12 protein-coding genes are annotated in these 16,780 nt (G+C 73.0%); 7 read left to right on the top strand and 5 right to left on the bottom strand.

Going from position 1 to position 16,780, the window contains the following annotated elements; translation table 11 throughout:
- Window positions 1–20: 20 nt before the first annotated feature.
- The gene (locus UIS43_RS18995) at window positions 21–1,073 is read right to left on the bottom strand and encodes a D-alanine--D-alanine ligase family protein (RefSeq protein WP_013156363.1); all 1,053 of its coding nucleotides are present in this window, start codon (window positions 1,071–1,073) and stop codon (window positions 21–23) included.
- The gene (gene alr, locus UIS43_RS18990) at window positions 1,066–2,274 is read right to left on the bottom strand and encodes an alanine racemase (RefSeq protein WP_198048822.1); all 1,209 of its coding nucleotides are present in this window, start codon (window positions 2,272–2,274) and stop codon (window positions 1,066–1,068) included. Before alr ends, UIS43_RS18995 begins: the two co-directional genes overlap by 8 nt.
- A 102-nt stretch (window positions 2,275–2,376) precedes the next feature.
- On the opposite strand from alr, the gene UIS43_RS18985 reads away from it, so the two are divergent.
- Together UIS43_RS18985 and UIS43_RS18980 are read left to right on the top strand one after the other, a co-directional pair.
- The gene (locus tag UIS43_RS18985; RefSeq protein ID WP_013156361.1) at window positions 2,377–3,033 is read left to right on the top strand and encodes a response regulator transcription factor; all 657 of its coding nucleotides are present in this window, start codon (window positions 2,377–2,379) and stop codon (window positions 3,031–3,033) included.
- A 488-nt stretch (window positions 3,034–3,521) separates the two neighbouring features.
- Window positions 3,522–5,882 (top strand): trehalase-like domain-containing protein, encoded by a 2,361-nt coding sequence (locus UIS43_RS18980; RefSeq protein ID WP_013156360.1) that lies wholly within the window; start codon window positions 3,522–3,524, stop codon window positions 5,880–5,882.
- A 112-nt stretch (window positions 5,883–5,994) separates the two neighbouring features.
- Here UIS43_RS18980 and UIS43_RS18975 read toward each other — a convergent pair whose 3' ends face one another.
- Both UIS43_RS18975 and UIS43_RS18970 read right to left on the bottom strand, forming a co-directional pair.
- On the bottom strand, window positions 5,995–6,642 hold the full coding sequence (locus tag UIS43_RS18975; protein ID WP_370011102.1) for a hypothetical protein: 648 nt from the start codon (window positions 6,640–6,642) through the stop codon (window positions 5,995–5,997).
- 247 nt (window positions 6,643–6,889) lie between these two features.
- Entirely contained in the window at window positions 6,890–7,486 is a 597-nt protein-coding gene (locus UIS43_RS18970; RefSeq protein WP_013156358.1) for a GNAT family N-acetyltransferase, read from the bottom strand.
- Window positions 7,487–7,690: 204 nt separating this feature from the next.
- Here UIS43_RS18970 and UIS43_RS18965 point away from each other — a divergent pair, with 204 nt between their 5' ends.
- The 5 genes from UIS43_RS18965 to UIS43_RS18945 all read left to right on the top strand — a co-directional run bounded on the left by UIS43_RS18965 (window position 7,691) and on the right by UIS43_RS18945 (window position 14,630).
- Window positions 7,691–8,806, top strand: coding sequence for a winged helix DNA-binding domain-containing protein (locus tag UIS43_RS18965; protein WP_117198895.1), 1,116 nt, complete (start codon window positions 7,691–7,693; stop codon window positions 8,804–8,806).
- Window positions 8,807–8,924: 118 nt separating this feature from the next.
- The gene (locus UIS43_RS18960) at window positions 8,925–10,898 is read left to right on the top strand and encodes a hypothetical protein (protein WP_013156356.1); all 1,974 of its coding nucleotides are present in this window, start codon (window positions 8,925–8,927) and stop codon (window positions 10,896–10,898) included.
- Between the two features lie 214 nt (window positions 10,899–11,112).
- Entirely contained in the window at window positions 11,113–12,114 is a 1,002-nt protein-coding gene (locus tag UIS43_RS18955; RefSeq protein ID WP_370011098.1) for a VTT domain-containing protein, read from the top strand.
- A 212-nt stretch (window positions 12,115–12,326) separates the two neighbouring features.
- Window positions 12,327–13,730, top strand: coding sequence for a dihydrolipoyl dehydrogenase (lpdA, locus tag UIS43_RS18950; protein WP_013156354.1), 1,404 nt, complete (start codon window positions 12,327–12,329; stop codon window positions 13,728–13,730).
- A 186-nt stretch (window positions 13,731–13,916) separates the two neighbouring features.
- Window positions 13,917–14,630 (top strand): hypothetical protein, encoded by a 714-nt coding sequence (locus tag UIS43_RS18945; RefSeq protein WP_013156353.1) that lies wholly within the window; start codon window positions 13,917–13,919, stop codon window positions 14,628–14,630.
- A 231-nt stretch (window positions 14,631–14,861) separates the two neighbouring features.
- Here the strand turns inward: UIS43_RS18945 and UIS43_RS18940 are convergent, their stop codons facing one another.
- Window positions 14,862–16,466, bottom strand: coding sequence for an OmpA family protein (locus UIS43_RS18940; RefSeq protein ID WP_013156352.1), 1,605 nt, complete (start codon window positions 16,464–16,466; stop codon window positions 14,862–14,864).
- Between the last annotated feature and the right edge of the window lie 314 nt (window positions 16,467–16,780).

Below are 16,780 nucleotides of genomic sequence, written 5' to 3'. Positions count from 1 at the left end.
TCCCGGGACGGACGCGGCCCTCAGGCCAGCGCGGTCCGGATGAGGCTGTCCAGCAGCTCGGGGTACTCCAGGCCCGTAGCCCGCCAGATCTGGGGGTACTGCGAGTGCGCGGTGAACCCGGGCAGGGTGTTGACCTCGTTGACGACGGGTTCGGTGCCCCCGCGCAGGAAGAAGTCCACGCGCAGCAGGCCGGAGCAGCCGACCGCCTCGAACACGCCCAGGGCGAGGTCGCTCAGCTGCGTCTGGATCCCGACCGGCAGGTCGGCGGGGATGTCGAAGACCGCGTCGCCCCCGTACTTGGTGTCGTAGTCGAAGAAGCGTTCCGTGTCCGCGACCCGGATCTCCAGCGGCGGCCCGACCTTGAGCGCGCCGTCGGGCAGCTCCAGGACGGCCAGGTCGACCTCGCGTCCGACGACCGCCTCCTCCACCAGGACCTTGGTGTCGAACTCGCGCGCGGTCTTGACGGCGGCCTCCAGCTCCGACCAGTCGCCGACCCGCGTCACCCCCAGGCTGGAACCGCTGCGCGCGGGCTTGACGAACACGGGCAGCCCCAGCTCGGCGCGCTCCTGCGGCGAGACCTCGTCGTCCGGTCCGCGCAGCACCACGTCCCGCGCGACCGGCAGCCCCGCCGCGCGCAGCAGCGTCTTGGTGGTCGCCTTGTCCATACCGGTGGCGCTGGCGAGCACGCCGTTGCCCACGTAGGGCACTCCCAGGAGTTCGAGCATCCCCTGGATCGTGCCGTCCTCGCCGTAGGGGCCGTGGATGACGGGGAAGACCACGTCCGCCTCGCCCAACGCGAGGATCGCCTCGCCCAGGCCGTCACCCGGGCGCCGCTCCCTCTCGCCGCCGGGCTCGGGGGTCAGGGCCGTCAGGCGCTCCGCGTCCAGCGCGGCGGGGTCGTCGGTGTCGGTGCCCACCACCCACGCCCCGGCGCGCGTGATCCGCACCGGGACGACCTCGTACCGGTCGCGGTCCAGGTGGGTGAGGACCGACATCGCCGACGCGCACGAGACGTCGTACTCCCCGTTGCGTCCACCGAAGACGACGGCGACGCGTGTCCTTGCCTCAGGCACTCGATCTCTCCTTGCTCGGTTCGCGCGGCACGGGCCGCGCCAGGTCCTGGTGGAGGCGGGGCACGCGCGCACCCACGCCGGTGAGAATCTCGTGGGGGATGGTTCCGGCCCAGTCGGCCCACTCCTCGACGGTGGGCTCGCCGCGGTCGCCGGGGCCGAACACGACCACCTCGTCGCCCTCGCGCACGTCCATGCCGCCGACGTCGACCACGAACTGGTCCATGGCGATGCGTCCGGCCACGGGGCACCGCCGTCCGGCGATCCACACGTAGGCCCGGTCCCCCGCCGCACGGGGCACACCGTCGGCGTAGCCGAGCGGGACGAGGGCGAGCAGGCTCTCGCGTGGGGTGGTGTAGGCGTGGTGGTAGCTGACGCCCGTCCCCGCGGGGACCCGGCGGACCATGGCCACCCGGGCGCGCAGGGTCATGGCCAGGCGCAGGCCGAAGCGCCTGCCCTCGACGGGCTCCACTCCGTAGAGGCCGACGCCCGCCCGGACCAGGTCGAAGTGCGTGGCGGGCTCGTTGAGGATCGCGGCCGTGTTGGCCAGGTGCCGCAGCGACGGGTCGAGCCCGGCCGCGCGCGCCTGGGAGAGCGCCCCCTCGAAGGCGGTGACCTGCTGCGCGGTGGTCGCCGCGCCGGGCAGGTCGGCGGAGGCCAGGTGTGACCAGACACCGCGCACCCGGACCAGGCCGTCCAGTTCCAGTACGCGGGCCAGACCGACCAGTCCGGGCCAGGCGTCCGGCGGCGCGCCGTTGCGGCTCAGCCCGGTGTCGGCCTTGAGGTGGACGTGCGCGACACGGCCCGTGCGCACGGCGGCGTCGGCCACGGCGCGCAGGTGGCCGACCGAGGGGACGGACAGGTCCACGTCGGCGGCGACGGCGGAGTCGAAGTCCTGGTCCGCACGGTGCAGCCAGCACAGCACGGGGGCGCGCAGCCCGGAGCGGCGCAGGGCGAGCGCCTCCTCCAGGGAGGTCACGCCCAGCCAGGTCGCTCCGGCCTCCAGGGAGGCGCGGGCGACCTCCACGGCCCCGTGGCCGAAGCCGTTCGCCTTGACGACGGCAAGAATTTCGGAATTGGTCCGCTTTGCCATGAACCGTACATTGTGGGCGATCGCGCTTATATCAACGAGGGCCTCACCCAGGGGCGAGGCCGGGTGGCCGGGGAGGTGGAGCGAGTGCTCCCCGGGGTCGGTCGACGGCATGACCAAGAAGTAGACACGACGCGCTGTGAACAGAGTGTGAGCGCCCCCCTCGCCACGTCCTACGGAAACGCCCGCCGCGCGCGGAGGGAGAAGGAAGAGCGTATGAGGGTCTTGGTCGTGGACCACGGAGAGGACCCCGCACAGCCGACCGCCTCATGGCTGCGGGAGGCCGGTTTCGCCGTGGACACCGCTCCCGACGGGGAGACGGCGCTGTACAAGCTCGCCGTCAACGAGTACGGGGTCATGCTGCTCGAACGGGCTCTGCCGGGGCTGAGCGGGAACGAGGTGTGCCGCGTGGCCACCGCCCTGCACGGTCAGGTGCGGGTGCTCATGGTGAGTTCTCCCACCAGCCCGAAGGAGCGGCTCGCCGGTTTCGAGCTGGGCGCGGACGACTACCTCATCAGGCCCCTCGACCGCGAGGAGATGATCGCCCGGGTCCGCGCCCTGGCCAGGAGGCCCGGCCTGGCCGAACCGCCGGTTCTGGAGCGCTCGGGCCTGCGGCTCAACTCCACCCGCTACGAGGCCTTCCGCGACGGCAGGCCGCTGCACCTGTCGCCCAAGCAGTTCGGGGTGCTGGAGGAGCTGCTGCGCGCCGACGGCGCCCCGGTGTCGGCGGAGGCGCTGCTGGAGAGGGTGTGGGACGAGAACATCGACCCGTTCACCACGATCGTGCGCGTGACCATCCGCTCCCTGCGGCGCAAGCTGGGCACCCCGAACCCCATCCAGACCGTGCCCCGCGTGGGTTACCGGCTGCCGTGACCCGGGTGCCGGGCGGAACGGGGACCGCCGGACCGGGGCGGTGACCGGGGCCCGCCGCCGAGCGCCGACGTGTCCCATCGCACGTCCCGCGCCGGGGGAGCGCACCCGCCCCCTCCACCACCCGGATCCTCGGCAACGGTGGGTGGTCACGGGCTCGCCCGGGACGGGATCCGCGACCTTCGCCCCGTTTTGCGACTGATTCGTGACCTGCATCACTGGAATCTGAGGTCGCAGGGACCTGTGGGACGCAGGTAGTCTCGCGTTGACTTCTTGCGGACCGGATCTTTGCGTTCGGCACCACCTCTCGCCCACGCACACGTGAAGAGCTCCTGAGGATCCCTCTGACGTCCCCGGAAGTCCCATCCCGCGCCACAAGCCCTGGGCCCACTCTTGTGCACACCCATATCAGAGTGAACCAGCAGCATGCGCGCGGAGTCCTACAGATCATCCGATTCCCCAGGTCAACGCGGACCAACGGAGGAGGCAGCGTGACGGTCACCCAAGCGGTCGAAGCGGTTCCGGGCATGCCGGGGGACACCGCTCCCGCGCTCATGCCCGTGGACGTCCGGCAACGCGTCTCCGCCCTCGCCAGAACCTCACGGCTCCTGGTGGCCTGCGACTACGACGGCGCCCTCTCCACGGTCGACCCTGCCGACCGGCGTCCGCTGCCCGAGGCCCTGCGCGCGCTGCGCGACCTGGCCGACCTGCCGGGCACCGTGTGCGCGGTCATCTCCGGCCGCCCCCTGCGCGACCTGGCCGCGCTCTCGCGCCTGCCCGCCGAGGTGCGCCTCGTGGGCGCCCACGGCACCGAGTTCGACACCGACGTGACCGTCGACCCCGACCACCGCAACGCCGACTCGCCCTCGGACAAGGCGGCCGCCCTGGAGCTGCTGCGCGACCAGGTCGAGGCCACCGCCATCCTCTACATCGGCGGCGGCGAGGGCGAGGAGCCCGTCTTCATGCGGCTGACCGGCGCCGACGCGGGCGTGCGGGTCGGCGAGGGGCCCACCGTGGCCTCCCACCGCGTGGCCGACACCCCGACCGCCGCGGCCCTGCTGTCCGCGCTGGCAGCCGAGCGCCGCTTCTGGGTCTTCGGCGAGCGCCCCACGCCCATCGAGCGCATGTCGATGCTCTCCAACCAGGGCTCCGTGGCCCTGGTCGGCCCGGACGCGCGCCTGCTGTGGTTCTGCCACCCCGAGCCCGACTCGAACGCCGTGTTCGCCGAGGTCCTGGGCGGCCGCCAGGCGGGCGTGTTCGCCGTCGCCCCCGCCCACGGAGGCCGTCCGCTGGGCCAGCGCTACCTGCCCGGCACCATGACCGTGCGCACCCGCTGGTCGCGCATGGACGTCACCGACTACCTCGCCCACGGCACCCCCCAGGGGCGCACCGACCTGATCCGGGTGATCAGCGGCGTCACCCCGGCCACGGTGGAGTTCGCCCCCCGTCCCGACTTCGGCCGCGCGCCGGTGCGCATCACGCCGCAGGAGAACGGCCTGCTGGTCGAGGGCGCCGACTTCCCGATGGCCCTGTACTCGCCCGGCGTGGAGTGGGAGATCGACCACGACGGCGTCTCCGACCTCGCCCGCGCGGTCGTCCACCCGCGCTCGGAGCAGCCCGTGGTGCTGGAGCTGCGCTGCGGCACCGACTCCCTCGTGCACGGCACGCTGCCCGAGTCCGAGCGTCAGCGGACCTCCGGCGAACACTGGTCGCGCTGGCTCGACGGGCTCACCCTGCCCGACACCGCCCAGCAGCTGGCGGCGCGCTCCGCGCTCACCCTGCGCGGGCTGTGCACCCCCTCCGGGGGCGTGATGGCCGCCGCGACCACGTCGCTGCCCGAGGAGATCGGCGGCGTACGCAACTGGGACTACCGGTACTGCTGGCTGCGCGACGGCGCCCTGACCGTGCAGTCGCTGGTCTCCCTGGGCTCGACCGCCGAGGCCGAGGAGTTCCTGGACTGGGTGCACCGGGTCGTGGACTCGCTGCCCGGCCCGGAGATGCTGCGCCCGCTGTACTCGCTGCGGGGCACGAACCTGGGCCCGGAGGAGGTCATCGAGTCGCTGTCCGGGTACGCGGGCTCGCGGCCGGTGCGGATCGGCAACCTGGCCGACCACCAGGTGCAGCTGGACGTGTTCGGCCCCGTCGTGGAGCTGATCGAGAAGCTGTCCTCGGTGCGCGGCACCCTGGCCGACCGCGACTGGGACCTGGTGCGGTCGATGGCCGAGGCGGTCGCCCGCCGCTGGCACGAGCCCGACCACGGCATCTGGGAGGAGCGCGACGAGCCCCGCCAGCGCGTCTACTCCAAGGTGATGTGCTGGGTGACCCTGGACCGCGCCGTCTCCCTGGCCCGTGCCTACGGCCGCGAGGTGGACCCGTCCTGGCCGGACCTGCGCGACGGCATCGCCGCCGAGGTGCTGGACAAGGGCTGGAACGAGGAGGCGCAGGCCTTCACCACCGCCTACGACGGCACCGACCTGGACGCCGCGTCCCTGCACATCGGCCTGTCCGGGCTGATCGACCCGGCCGACGAGCGCTTCCAGGCCACCGTGACCGCCGTGGAGGCGGAGCTGCGCAGCGGCCCGACCGTGTACCGGTACCACCGCGACGACGGCCTGCCGGGCGGCGAGGGCGGCTTCCACCTGTGCACCGCGTGGCTGATCGAGGCGTACCTGCTGACCGGCCGCCGCGCGGAGGCGGACGAGCTGTTCAAGCACCTGGTGGACTGCGCCGGACCGACCGGGCTCATCCCGGAGGAGTTCGACCCGGTCACCGAGCGGGCGCTGGGCAACCACCCGCAGGCGTACTCGCACCTGGGCCTGATCCGCTGCGCCCAGCTGCTCGACCGCCTCTGAAGGACCCCAAGGGGCGTCCGCGGCGCGCTCCCCGGCCCGTGAGGGCCGTGGGAGCGGGTCCGCGGACGCCCCTTCGCCATGGGGAGGGACCCGCGGTGTCGGGCGGGGCCGCTCAGTGACCGGTGGGACCCGTCTGGCCGGGGTGGCCACCGGGGCCGGGCTGGTTCGGGTACCCGCCGGGGCCGGGGTGGCCCGGCTGCCCCCCGTAGCCCGGCTGGCCCGGGTGACCGGGGTGGCCCGGCTGTCCGCCGTTGTCGAGGTGTCCGCCGTGACCCGGGTGGCCCGGGTGACCGCCCCGGCCGGGGTATCCGCCCGGCAGGGGCCGGTACCCGGGGTCGGTCACGCGGAACCACTCCTGGGCGCTCTCGGTGCGGACGAGGATCACGATGACGACCATCAGGATCACGCCCACGGCCGGGTTGGAGGCGTCGCTGAGCAGGTTGAGGAGCGCGCTGGCGAGCCCCAGGCCCACGACCACGAGCACGAGTGTGCGCGCTCTGGCCCCGCCCTTCTTCAGGGCGATCACGACGTAGGCCTCGAAGGCCGTGAGGGCGAGGCCGTAGACCAGGATGGCCGCGAGTCCGCCCACGCCCATGCCCATCTCCGCCTCGACCTGCGCGCTGGGCAGGTCGACGAGGGCGACGAGGCCGACCAGGGCCAGGGAGTAGAGGACGACGGCGAGCACGATCCTGATGACGAGGATGACGCGGACCGCCTTGAGCGTGCCGGGCATCGGGGGTGCGGGGGTGTGGGGGTTCACGGGGGAGACGCCTTCCCGGTCGGGGTCGTGAGCGGGACGAAGGATGTTTCGGGTCTACGACTTCCGCGGGGCGGGAACGGTTCCCTCCCGGGCGGAACCCGTGCCCGCAGGGCGGGCGGCTCCCAGGGGACGGGAGCCGCCCGTGACACCGGGGGGCGGTGTTGAGGGTGATGTCTTCCCTTCGTCAGGCGTCCTAACCATCCGCCGGTTCGGGCACGGGCGAGCCCGTCCGCCGCCGACGCGGGCCTCACCGGAAGCGCGGGCCCTCCTCCAGGCGCTCGCGCACGCCCGGCCACTCGTTGCGCAGCACCGAGTAGTACACGGCGTCCCGGCGGCGCCCGCCCGGCATGACGTTGTAGCTGCGCAGGACACCCTCCTCCGTGGCGCCGATGGAGCGCAGACCGCGCCGGGCCCGCTCGTTGAGCACGTCGGTCTTGAACTCGACCCGCTCGGCGCCCATCTCCTCGAAGGCGTGCCGCAGCAGCAGGTACTTGGACCAGTGGTTGACTCCCCGGCCCCGGAAGTCGCGCCCCAGCCAGGAGCTGCCGATCTCCAGCCGCAGGTCGGGCTCGGACATGTGCCCGTAGCTCATGCTGCCCGCGATGCGCCCGCTCGCCTTGTCGGTGACGGTGAACGTGGAGCGCTCTCCGCCGTCGCTGGCGGCCAGGTAGGAGTAGAAGAACCGGACGAAGCTCGCCTCGTCGTCCACACGGGCCACGAAGTGCGTCCAGATGTCGGAGTCCATGGCCTGTTCACGCCACCCCTCGCGATCCGTCTCCACCAGGGGGGTGAGCAGCACGTGCTCGTTCTCCAACCGGACACGCGACTGCTCGGACCACGACATGGGCACTCCTCCGGTGTACGGCGTTATGTCCGTTGCGGATTGTAGTGTCGCCCCTCGGGCCGCCCGTCGAGTGGGGTACCCCACACAGCCGACGCCCCGCCCGCCGTCCGGGGACGCACTGGGCCGCCCCGCGCGCGACGCCCGCCTGTCGGACCCGACCGGTAGTGTGCCCCCACCGACCGGCAATCCTGGAGGAACCGAGCGATGGCCGCCACCGACACCGTCCTCTCCCGGCGTGCGCTGGGCCGCGCCACCCTCGCCCGCCAGTTCCTCCTGCGGCGCGTGGACCGGCCGGTGACCGAGGTCGTCTCCCACCTGGTCGGCCTCCAGGCGCAGACCACGCACACCTGGTACGTCGGACTCCAGAACCGGATCGAGGACCCCTCCCCCGAGGATGTCGGCCGCCAGCTCACCGACGGCGAACTCGTCCGCGCCACCCTCATGCGCGGCACCCTGCACCTGGTCACCCCCGAGGACTTCCGCGCGCTGCGCCCCACGGTCCAGCCCGTCATCGCCCGCGGCCTGGCGCACAGCGGCCACGGGAAGGCCCTCGCCGGGACCGACCTGGACGCCGTGGCGGACGCCGGGCGCGCCCTGCTGGTGAAGGAGCCGCTGACCCCCGGCGAGCTGGGCGCACGCCTGGCCGAGCGGTGGCCCGGGGTTCCCGGCGACGACCTGTCCTACGCGGCGCGCTCCCTGCTGCCCGTCGTCCAGATACCCCCGCGCGGGGTGTGGGGCTCCTCCGGACCGCCCGCGTTCGCGCCCGCCGACACCTGGACCGGGCTGGCCATGGACGCCGAGCCCGATCCGGAGGCGCTCGTGCTGCGCTACCTGGCCGCGTTCGGACCGGCCACCGTGAAGGACGTGCAGGCCTGGTCGGGGCTGACCCGGCTGCGCGCGGTGGTCGACCGCCTGCGCGAGCGCCTCGTGGTCCTGCGCGGCGAGGACGGCGCCGAGCTGTTCGACCTCCCCGACGCCCCGCGCCCCGGCCCGGACGTCCCGGCGCCGGTCCGCTTCCTCTACGACTTCGACAACGTGCTGCGCGGCCACGCCGACCGCGGCCGGATACTCTCCGGCGAGGACCTGAAGCGGCTCGCCTCCCGCAACGGGATGCCGCCCGCGACGGTGCTCGTGGACGGCGAGGTGCGCGGCTCCTGGAAGGTGGTCCGCGCCGGGGGGACGGCGGCCGTGGAGGTGACGCCGTTCCGGCCGATCGGGGCCGCCGACCGCGAGGAGGCGGAGGCCGAGGGGCTGCGGCTGCTGGCCTTCCTGGCACCGGAGCGCGACGCGCACGAGGTCCGGTTCGCGTCGCCCGCCTGACCGCCGCACGTCCCGGTGGACGCGGGCGGGTCCTCTCCGGCGGGATCCTTTCGGTGTCCGACATCGGCGCATGTGACCGGACCACGGACACTACGTGTGGGTATGGAAGGATTCACAGGTGACCGATGAGTTCCGTGCCGCGTTCCAACGCGTGCTCGACACCGCAGCCAGCCAGGCACCCGCGTTTCCGGCGGCCGTGCACGACGTGTTCCGGCTGTCCTCCCAGGTGCCCGTCGAAGAACTCGCCATCGCCATGGAGGCGCTGGCCCCGGTTCTGGGCGACAGTGAACCCGTCGCCGGGATCGCGGCCGACCTCGCCGTCCTGGCCGGCGCCCTCGTGGAGGCCGGAGCGCCCGCGGGACAGGTGGGGCTGGAGGTGCTGCGCCAGCTGGGAAGTTACGGTCAGGCCGCAGTGGCCTTCATGCACGCGTGGGACAAGACCGGCGGCGGACAGCTGCCCGCGCCCAACGACGTGTCGGCGGCCGACGAGCAGCGCGTCGAGGAGGTCCTCGGGGAGAACGCCCCGTTGGCCACCGTGGGCTGGTGGACGTCCCTGCGCTACGGGCTGGCCGCCAAGGCCATGCTGGGCGACCCCGGGGTACGGGCGGCCGTGCGCGCCGACTCCAGCGCCCTGGAGGGGCTGACCCAGATCGTGCACGCGCTGTCCACGCAGCTCAGCGAGTTCGTCGAGGTGAACGAACTTCTGCGGATGGCGGAGGCGAGCACGCTCCTGGTGCTGGACCGGACCTCGCGCCGGGGCTTCCAGGTGCGCTTCGACGGGATCGGCGACAACTTCCAGCTGCACACGCTGCTCGCGGACGCGCTGATCGGCAAGGAGGGGCGGCTGGTGCCCGGCACCCGGCCCGACCCCCGATGGACCGCCGCCTGCCTGGACGCGCCGGTGGACCCGCTGGCGGACGTGGTGCGCGGCGAGTGGGACCTGGTCGGCGGCGACGGCACGTGGGTGGGCAACGAGGCCCTTCCCGGGGACATCCCGCTGGTCGACGGCACGCGGGTGCTGGTGCTGGAGCCGCAGTCGCTCAGCCACTCCTGGCGTGCGGGGCGCAGGCACCCGCACATCCCGGGGTCGCTGGAGGTGCTGGAGGAGCTGCGCCACGAGGACGCGGCCGCGTGGTGGACGCGGATCCACATGGCCGGTTCGGTGCGCCATCCGATGGCGCCGCCGATCGAGCACGACGAGACCGGGACCCACCGGACGCAGGCGCCCCGCCACTTCGGTGTGGCCGCGCACTTCGCCGAGGTGGACTCGGGTCCGATGTCGGCCTCCTTCCGGTCGCTGGAACCGGAGGCCGACGACGACCCGCTTCCCGGGGAGACCGGCGCCGCGGCCGCGGAACCGCAGTCCCCGCCGGATCCGTGGGAGACCCCGTCGCAGGACCGGGACGGGTCCCCGGGGACCGAAGCGCCCGAACCGCACCCGTGGGCCGCCGACCCGCTGCCCTCCCGCACGCGTGCGGAGCCGCCGGAGGCCCCCCTGGCCGGGGACCCGCTTTCGGACCCCTTCTCGGACCCGCTCTCGGGTCCGCGGGAGCCCTGGCGGTCCGGAGGAGCGGTGGAGGAACCGGACTCCTGGGGCACGGCGGAGCCGATGAGCGAGTGGCGCAGTCCCGAGCCGCTGGGCTTCCGGACCCCCACGGAGGCCGACGAGAGCACGGACCGGGCCCGGCCCTGGCCCCTGGCCGCTTCGGAGAACTCCTGGAGCGGCGCGGAGCCGATCAGCGAGTGGCGCAGCCCCGAGCCGCTGGACTCCCGGCCCCCCGCGGAACCCGAGGAGCACATGGGGCAGGCGGGCCGGACGGGCCCGGACCGGTCCTGGAACCCCGCGGCCCCGGAGGACCCGTTGGGCGCCTGGGGGCAGCCGGAGGCTCCGGAGAGCCGGGCGGCGGGCCCGGCCCGCCCCCTGGACGCGACGGATCCGGCGGAGGCGGAGGACACGGCGGACTCCGGGGGCCACGGCGACGACAAACGCCCCGGCGCCCGTCTGCTGCCGCCCATGCCGCCGGGCGTCTCGGACAGCTGGGCGTGGGCTCCGGGCTGGAAGTGGCCCGCGCCTCCCGGTTCGTCCGACTGAGCACGGCCCGCGGCGCCCGGCCGGGAAGGGCGTTTCCGGCCGCGGACCGGGTGACGGTCACGGGTCCGGGGTACGTGCTCGGGACCGCCGACCCGGGCCCCGTGCCGGTACCGCCGTATGACAGGTGTCATGCCGCGACACAGGCGGCTCTCACACCGACCCGGTGACTCCTGCGTCTGGGGGCGGGCCTCCCCGGTCGGCCAAGCTTGGGGGTATGACGACGTTGAACAGCGACCGCCCCGGCACCGACGCCGAGTCCGGAGCCGGAACGGGTTCCGGGCCCGGGTCCGAGGCCGGAACCGGATCCGCGTCCGGGACCGCGCCCGCCGGTGAGGACTCCCCGCGCGCGGACGGCGCACCCATGTCCGCGGAGGAGCGCAAGGCCGCCGAGAGGGAGGCGAAGAAGGAGGAGGCCCGGGCCGCCCTGCGCGCGATCAAGCCCTGGGAGGGCAGGGCGACCCGGCAGGACAAGGCGCTGATGGCCGCCTTCGTCGGCGTTCCCCTCTTCTTCATGGCGCTGACGCCGGTCAAGCCCTTCCTGATCGCCCACCACCCGGTCCTGCTGGAGTTCGTCACCGGCAGCAACGCGGCGGTCGGCGCGGCCGCGGCGTTCGCGCGGATCGGGGAGATCCCCCTGTGGCTGGTCGTGGTCGCGGGAGTCGTCGGCAAGGTGAAGATCGACTGGCTGTTCTGGTGGGTCGGCAGGCGCTGGGGCCGCGGTTTCGTCAACCTCATCGCGCCGGGTGACAGGGCGCAGCGCTTCGCCGACCGGGCACAGGACATGAACCCCTGGATCATGCCGGTCGCACTCATCCTCAGCTACCTGCCGGGCGTTCCCACCGTGTTCGTCCTCGTCATCGCGGGCTGGACCGGGATGCGCCTGGTGCCCTTCCTCCTGCTGGACGCCCTCGGGGCACTGGTCCTCACCGCGTCCGTGGCCTCGGTCGGCTACGCGGCGGGCCAGACCGGGGTCGACATCGTCCTGCTGGTCGACAGGTACGCCCTCTGGTTCACCCTGGCCATCGTCGTCGTCATGGCCTTCGTCCCCGTGTTCAAGCAGAACCGCGCGCAGAAGAGGGCCAAGGCCGCCGAGGAGGCCGCGACCGCAGACGGGGCCGGGGCGGCAGAGGAAGCAGGGACCGCGGAGGAAGCCGAGGCCGTAGAGAGGGCCGGGGCGGTGCGGGGCGACGAGAGGGCGCGGGACCCGCGGGACTGACACCGCGGGACCGGCACCGCGGACCGGGGCCTCCCGCCGCCGAACGCGCGCGACCCGCTGCGACCAGGCGCTTCCACGGAAAGTACCGTGAAGGAAGCGGCTGGTCACCCACGCGCCGGGGGCACCCGACTAGGCTGGCGTTCGGCAATCCGACAACCCGGGCAAGCCGACTGCGCTGGGTGCGTCACAAACACACTCAAGGAGATCCCGTCATGGGACAGCGACACTTCGATCTGGTGGTTCTCGGCGCGGGCCCCGGCGGCTACGTGACCGCCATCCGCGCCGCCCAGCTCGGACTGAAGACCGCCGTCATCGAGGAGAAGTACTGGGGCGGGGTCTGCCTCAACGTGGGCTGCATCCCCTCCAAGGCGCTGCTGCGCAACGCCGAACTCGCCCACCTGTTCCAGAACGAGGCCGACTTCTTCGGCATCAAGGTCGACGGCAAGGTGGAGTTCGACTTCGGCAAGGCGCACAGCCGCAGCCGCGAGGTGGCGGACGGCCGGGTCAAGGGCGTCCACTACCTGATGAAGAAGAACAAGATCACCGAGCTGAACGGCCGGGGCACCTTCACCGACGACCACACCGTCGAGGTCAGCGGTGAGGACGGCGCCACCGAGACCGTCACCTTCGACCACGCGGTGATCGCGGCGGGCTCCTCCACCAAGCTGCTGCCCGGTACCGAGCTGTCCGAGCGGGTCGTCACCTACGAGGAGCAGATCCTCACCGACACCCTGCCGGAGAGCATCGTCATCGCCGGCGCGGGCGCCATCGGCGTCGAGTTCGCCTACGTCCTGGCCAACTACGGCGTGGACGTGACGATCGTGGAGTTCCTCGACCGCCTCGTGCCCACCGAGGACGAGGAGGTCTCCAAGGAGCTGGGCCGCGCCTACAAGAAGCTGGGCGTCAAGGTGATGACCTCCACCCGCGTGGAGTCGGTCGAGGACACCGGCGAGGGCGTGCGCGTCACCGTCAGCGGCGGCGGCAAGGAGCAGACCCTGGAGGCCGACAAGCTCCTCCAGGCCATCGGCTTCGCCCCCAACGTGGAGGGCTACGGCCTGGAGAAGACCGGCGTCGAGCTGACCGACCGGGGCGCGATCGGCATCGACTCCCGGGGGCGCACCAACGTCCCGCACATCTTCGCGATCGGCGACGTCACCGCCAAGCTGATGCTGGCCCACACCGCCGAGGCCATGGGCATCGTCGCCGCGGAGACCATCGCGGGCGCCGAGACCCAGGAGATCGACTACCGGTTCATCCCGCGCGCCACCTACTGCCAGCCGCAGATCGCCAGCTTCGGCTACAGCGAGAAGGAGGCGCGGGAGGCGGGCTTCGACGTCCAGGTCGCCAAGTTCCCGTTCATGGCCAACGGCAAGGCCCACGGCCTCGGGGACACGCGCGGTTTCGTCAAGATCCTCTCCGACGGCAAGTACGGGGAGTTCCTCGGCGCGCACATGATCGGCCCGGACGTGACCGAGCTGCTGCCCGAGCTGACCCTGGCCCAGCAGTGGGACCTGACCGTGCACGAGGTGGCGCGCAACATCCACGCGCACCCCACGCTCAGCGAGGCGGTCAAGGAGGCCGTGCACGGCCTGGCCGGTCACATGATCAACATGTGACGCACCGGCGCCCTCGGCCCCGCCGCCCCGGGAGGGCGGCGGGGCCGCGCCGTACCCGTGGGGGCGCCGCCCGTCGGAGGCGGGCCGCGACCCCTGCCACGGGCGCTCCGCGGACTTGCTAAGTTTCGTGTGTCCCCGCCGGATCCCCACCCCGAACTCCGGCGCTCCCCCGACCGAAAGCCATCCATGCGCCTGATCCCGTCCACTCCCCTGTCGTGCCTGGGCACGGCCGCCGCCGTCGCCGTCGTCGGCGGGTTCGCCCTCGTCGGCTTCGGCGTGATCGACCTCGACGAGTTCGAGATGGACCTGTCCTTCGGAGACGGCGTGGACCTGCCCTTCGGGGACGGTGATGAGGCGCCGGAGCAGGAGGCCGGGGCCTCGCCCGGCCCCGAGGAGGAGCAGCCGGAGCAGGCCGCGCCGGAGTACGGGCTGCCCGAGTCGTGCGCGGCCGCCGGCGCCGCGGAGGTGGTCGGCGAGCTGGCCCCGGGGCAGGTGCTCACCGAGGAGGTCGGTGAGGTGGAGGGCGTCGACGGCGCCGAGCAGGTCGTGTGCTCGTTCAGCGACGGGAGCACCGGACCCGGCGCCTCCTCGTTCACGCTGGTGTTCACCCTCAACGCCGACCCGAGCACCAACCCGGACGTGGTGCGGGTGCCCGGGGAGCAGGAGCAGATGAACTGGGAGGTGGACATCGACGTGGACGTGGACACCTACCACACCGAGGAGTCCGACTCCCTGGGCGGCGACCTGGAGTACGTGGGCACCGTGGACGGCTCCAGCCGCCACCTGTACCTGGCGCTGCCCGACGAGCTGTACGTCACCGCCATCGCCTACGGCGAGGAGGTGCCGCGCGAGGACCTGGAGCGGGTGGTCTTGCTGGCCGCCGAGCGCATCCGGGGCTGACCCGCGACGCGAACGACCGAGGGGGCCGCCGGTGGGCGGCCCCCTCGCGTGTCCGGGCGCTCCCCGCGCCCCGGGCCCCGTTCCCCGGGCACGGGGCCCGGGGCGGCTCCCCTGGGCTGTCGGCCCTACGTCGACGTCCCCGTTCCTCGGACGCCTCCTCCGGGCCTCCAGAACCCCGCCGGACGCCTCGTCGACCCCCAGCGGCACGGGAGGGCATTCGGAAAACGGACCCTAGTACTCCACGGGGATCTCCTCGAACTCACCGAACGGGCCCGCCCGCAGGGTCAGCTCCTCCACGTCCACCGGCGGCGCGGGGAAGACCGCGACCAGGCTGTAGGTGTTGTCGGGCTGGAGCATGTGGACCTCCTCGGCGAAGCTGCTGTAGCGCCCCTCGCCGAAGTCCATCTGGGCCACGTAGCGCACCAGGCCGCTCTCCGGCTCCAGCAGCTGGAAGCCGCCGAGCGTGCCCTTGTTGAACTGCTCGGGGCCGCCCGCCTGGACGGCCTCCTGCCCGCCCATGTCGGGCATGGTCGGCTCGTCGGTGGTGTTGGTCAGCGCCACGGTGCCGATGACGTACGCGCCGTCGCGGCGCAGCGGGTAGACCTCCAGGCGCACCCCGTCCAGCTCGCCCTCGGCCACCACGGATCCTGGGTCGTCGTCGTAGGGCGCGGGCCAGGTGACGTTGCGCTGGGCCGCGCCCAGGGCGTCGTCGTCGTACTCCTCTTCCTCCGTGGCCTCCACGGTGGTGTCGAAGACGTAGGAGAACTCCACCCGCCGGTTGCGCGCCCGCGCCTCGTCGTCGTCGGGGCCGCCCTCGCGGGCGATCGGCTCGTGCTCGCCGCGGCCCTCCACCTCAAGGGTGTAGTCGGTGCCCAGCTCCTCGGCGAGCAGGTCACGCACGCTCTCGGCCCTCTGCACCGACAGGTTGTCGTTGTAGGCGTCGTCGCCGATGCTGTCGGTGTGGCCGATGACGGTGATGACGGGCTCGTCGGGATCGACGTTGCGGGCCAGGCTGGTGGCCGCGCGCCGCACCACGTCCTCGGCCTCGGAGGTCAGGTCCGAGCGGTCGAACTCGAACATGACGTCGGAGTGCAGGGAGATGATCTCCCGGTCGCCGTCGCGGGTGGTGGAGGCGATCTCGGAGTCCACGAAGCTCTGCACCCAGCCCTCGTCGGCCACGGCGTCCGCGTCCGGGCGTCGGTTGGCGAAGGTGAGGTTCTCCCCGCTCGGCGGCGGGTCGTCCGGGGTGAGGTGGTCGGCCCCGTTGGGGTCCTGCGGGTCGGCCCGCTCCTCCTCCACGTCCACGACCGGGATGCCGGTCATGGCCCCGAGCCCGCTGCCGACGAACGTGACCTGCCGGACCTCGTCGGGCAGTCGCGGGAAGTAGCGCACGTACTCGTTGGTGACCCCGTCGTGGACCGGGTAGAGGCCGTCCTGGTTGGGGCTCTCGGAGCCGTACTTGAGGCCCTCCCCGTCCAGGAACTGCCGGTAGACGCGGCCGGTGAGCGGATCGACGAGGGTGTGGGCCATGCTCATGTTCCGGTTGGGCCCGGTGAACTCGTCGAGGTAGGTGACCTCGTAGTACATGACGGTGTACTCGTCGGTGCGCTCCAGGCCGGTGACGGCGAAGCGCATCTCGTTGTCCCGGCCGGTGTCCTGGAAGATGCGGCCCTCACGGACGTAGGGGAACTCCTCCCTGACCTCGGGCGGGCCCGACGCGTTTCCGAAGGTCTCGGACCACCAGTCGGACACCCCCTCGGTGACCGTGCAGCCGCTGAGCAGGAGGCTGCCCGAGACCGCCAGCGCGACCAGGGGTAGGGGCGACTTCCTCGCCATGTGGGGGAACTCCGATCGTTGAGGAGACGTACGGGCAACATCCTCCTGCACCCGCGGGGCGGAACCGACCGCCCTGCCCGCTGTTGGCGGGTTACGTCCGCTTGGCGGCCGGTGCCCGGTGCGGGGCGATCCGGTCGGCGCGAAAGCCCCGGACGGGTCCCGGACGGGCCTCGAACGGGTTCCGGGAGCGGGGCCCGGAGGAGTCCCTGACGGGCGGCGGGGGCGCCCCGGACGGGTGACGGGCAACGGACAACGCTCCCGCGGTCGCCGACGGCCCCGCGTCACCGCAGGTCACGGGCTTTCTCGCGCGGTAC

The organism is Nocardiopsis sp. LDBS0036, assembly GCF_041228755.1.
GTDB classification, from domain to species: Bacteria; Actinomycetota; Actinomycetes; order Streptosporangiales; family Streptosporangiaceae; genus Nocardiopsis; species Nocardiopsis dassonvillei.
This window is presented reverse-complemented; position numbering and strand designations above follow the sequence as displayed.

What these genes read in the sequence shown, in the direction of transcription:
- alr (WP_198048822.1), bottom strand. Translation starts at nt 2,274, where the DNA reads ATGCCGTCGACCGACCCCGGGGAGCACTCGCTCCACCTCCCCGGCCAC.
- UIS43_RS18985 (WP_013156361.1), top strand. Translation starts at nt 2,377, where the DNA reads ATGAGGGTCTTGGTCGTGGACCACGGAGAGGACCCCGCACAGCCGACC.
- UIS43_RS18970 (WP_013156358.1), bottom strand. Translation starts at nt 7,486, where the DNA reads ATGTCGTGGTCCGAGCAGTCGCGTGTCCGGTTGGAGAACGAGCACGTG.
- UIS43_RS18965 (WP_117198895.1), top strand. Translation starts at nt 7,691, where the DNA reads ATGGCCGCCACCGACACCGTCCTCTCCCGGCGTGCGCTGGGCCGCGCC.
- UIS43_RS18955 (WP_370011098.1), top strand. Translation starts at nt 11,113, where the DNA reads ATGACGACGTTGAACAGCGACCGCCCCGGCACCGACGCCGAGTCCGGA.
- lpdA (WP_013156354.1), top strand. Translation starts at nt 12,327, where the DNA reads ATGGGACAGCGACACTTCGATCTGGTGGTTCTCGGCGCGGGCCCCGGC.
- UIS43_RS18945 (WP_013156353.1), top strand. Translation starts at nt 13,917, where the DNA reads ATGCGCCTGATCCCGTCCACTCCCCTGTCGTGCCTGGGCACGGCCGCC.
- UIS43_RS18940 (WP_013156352.1), bottom strand. Translation starts at nt 16,466, where the DNA reads ATGGCGAGGAAGTCGCCCCTACCCCTGGTCGCGCTGGCGGTCTCGGGC.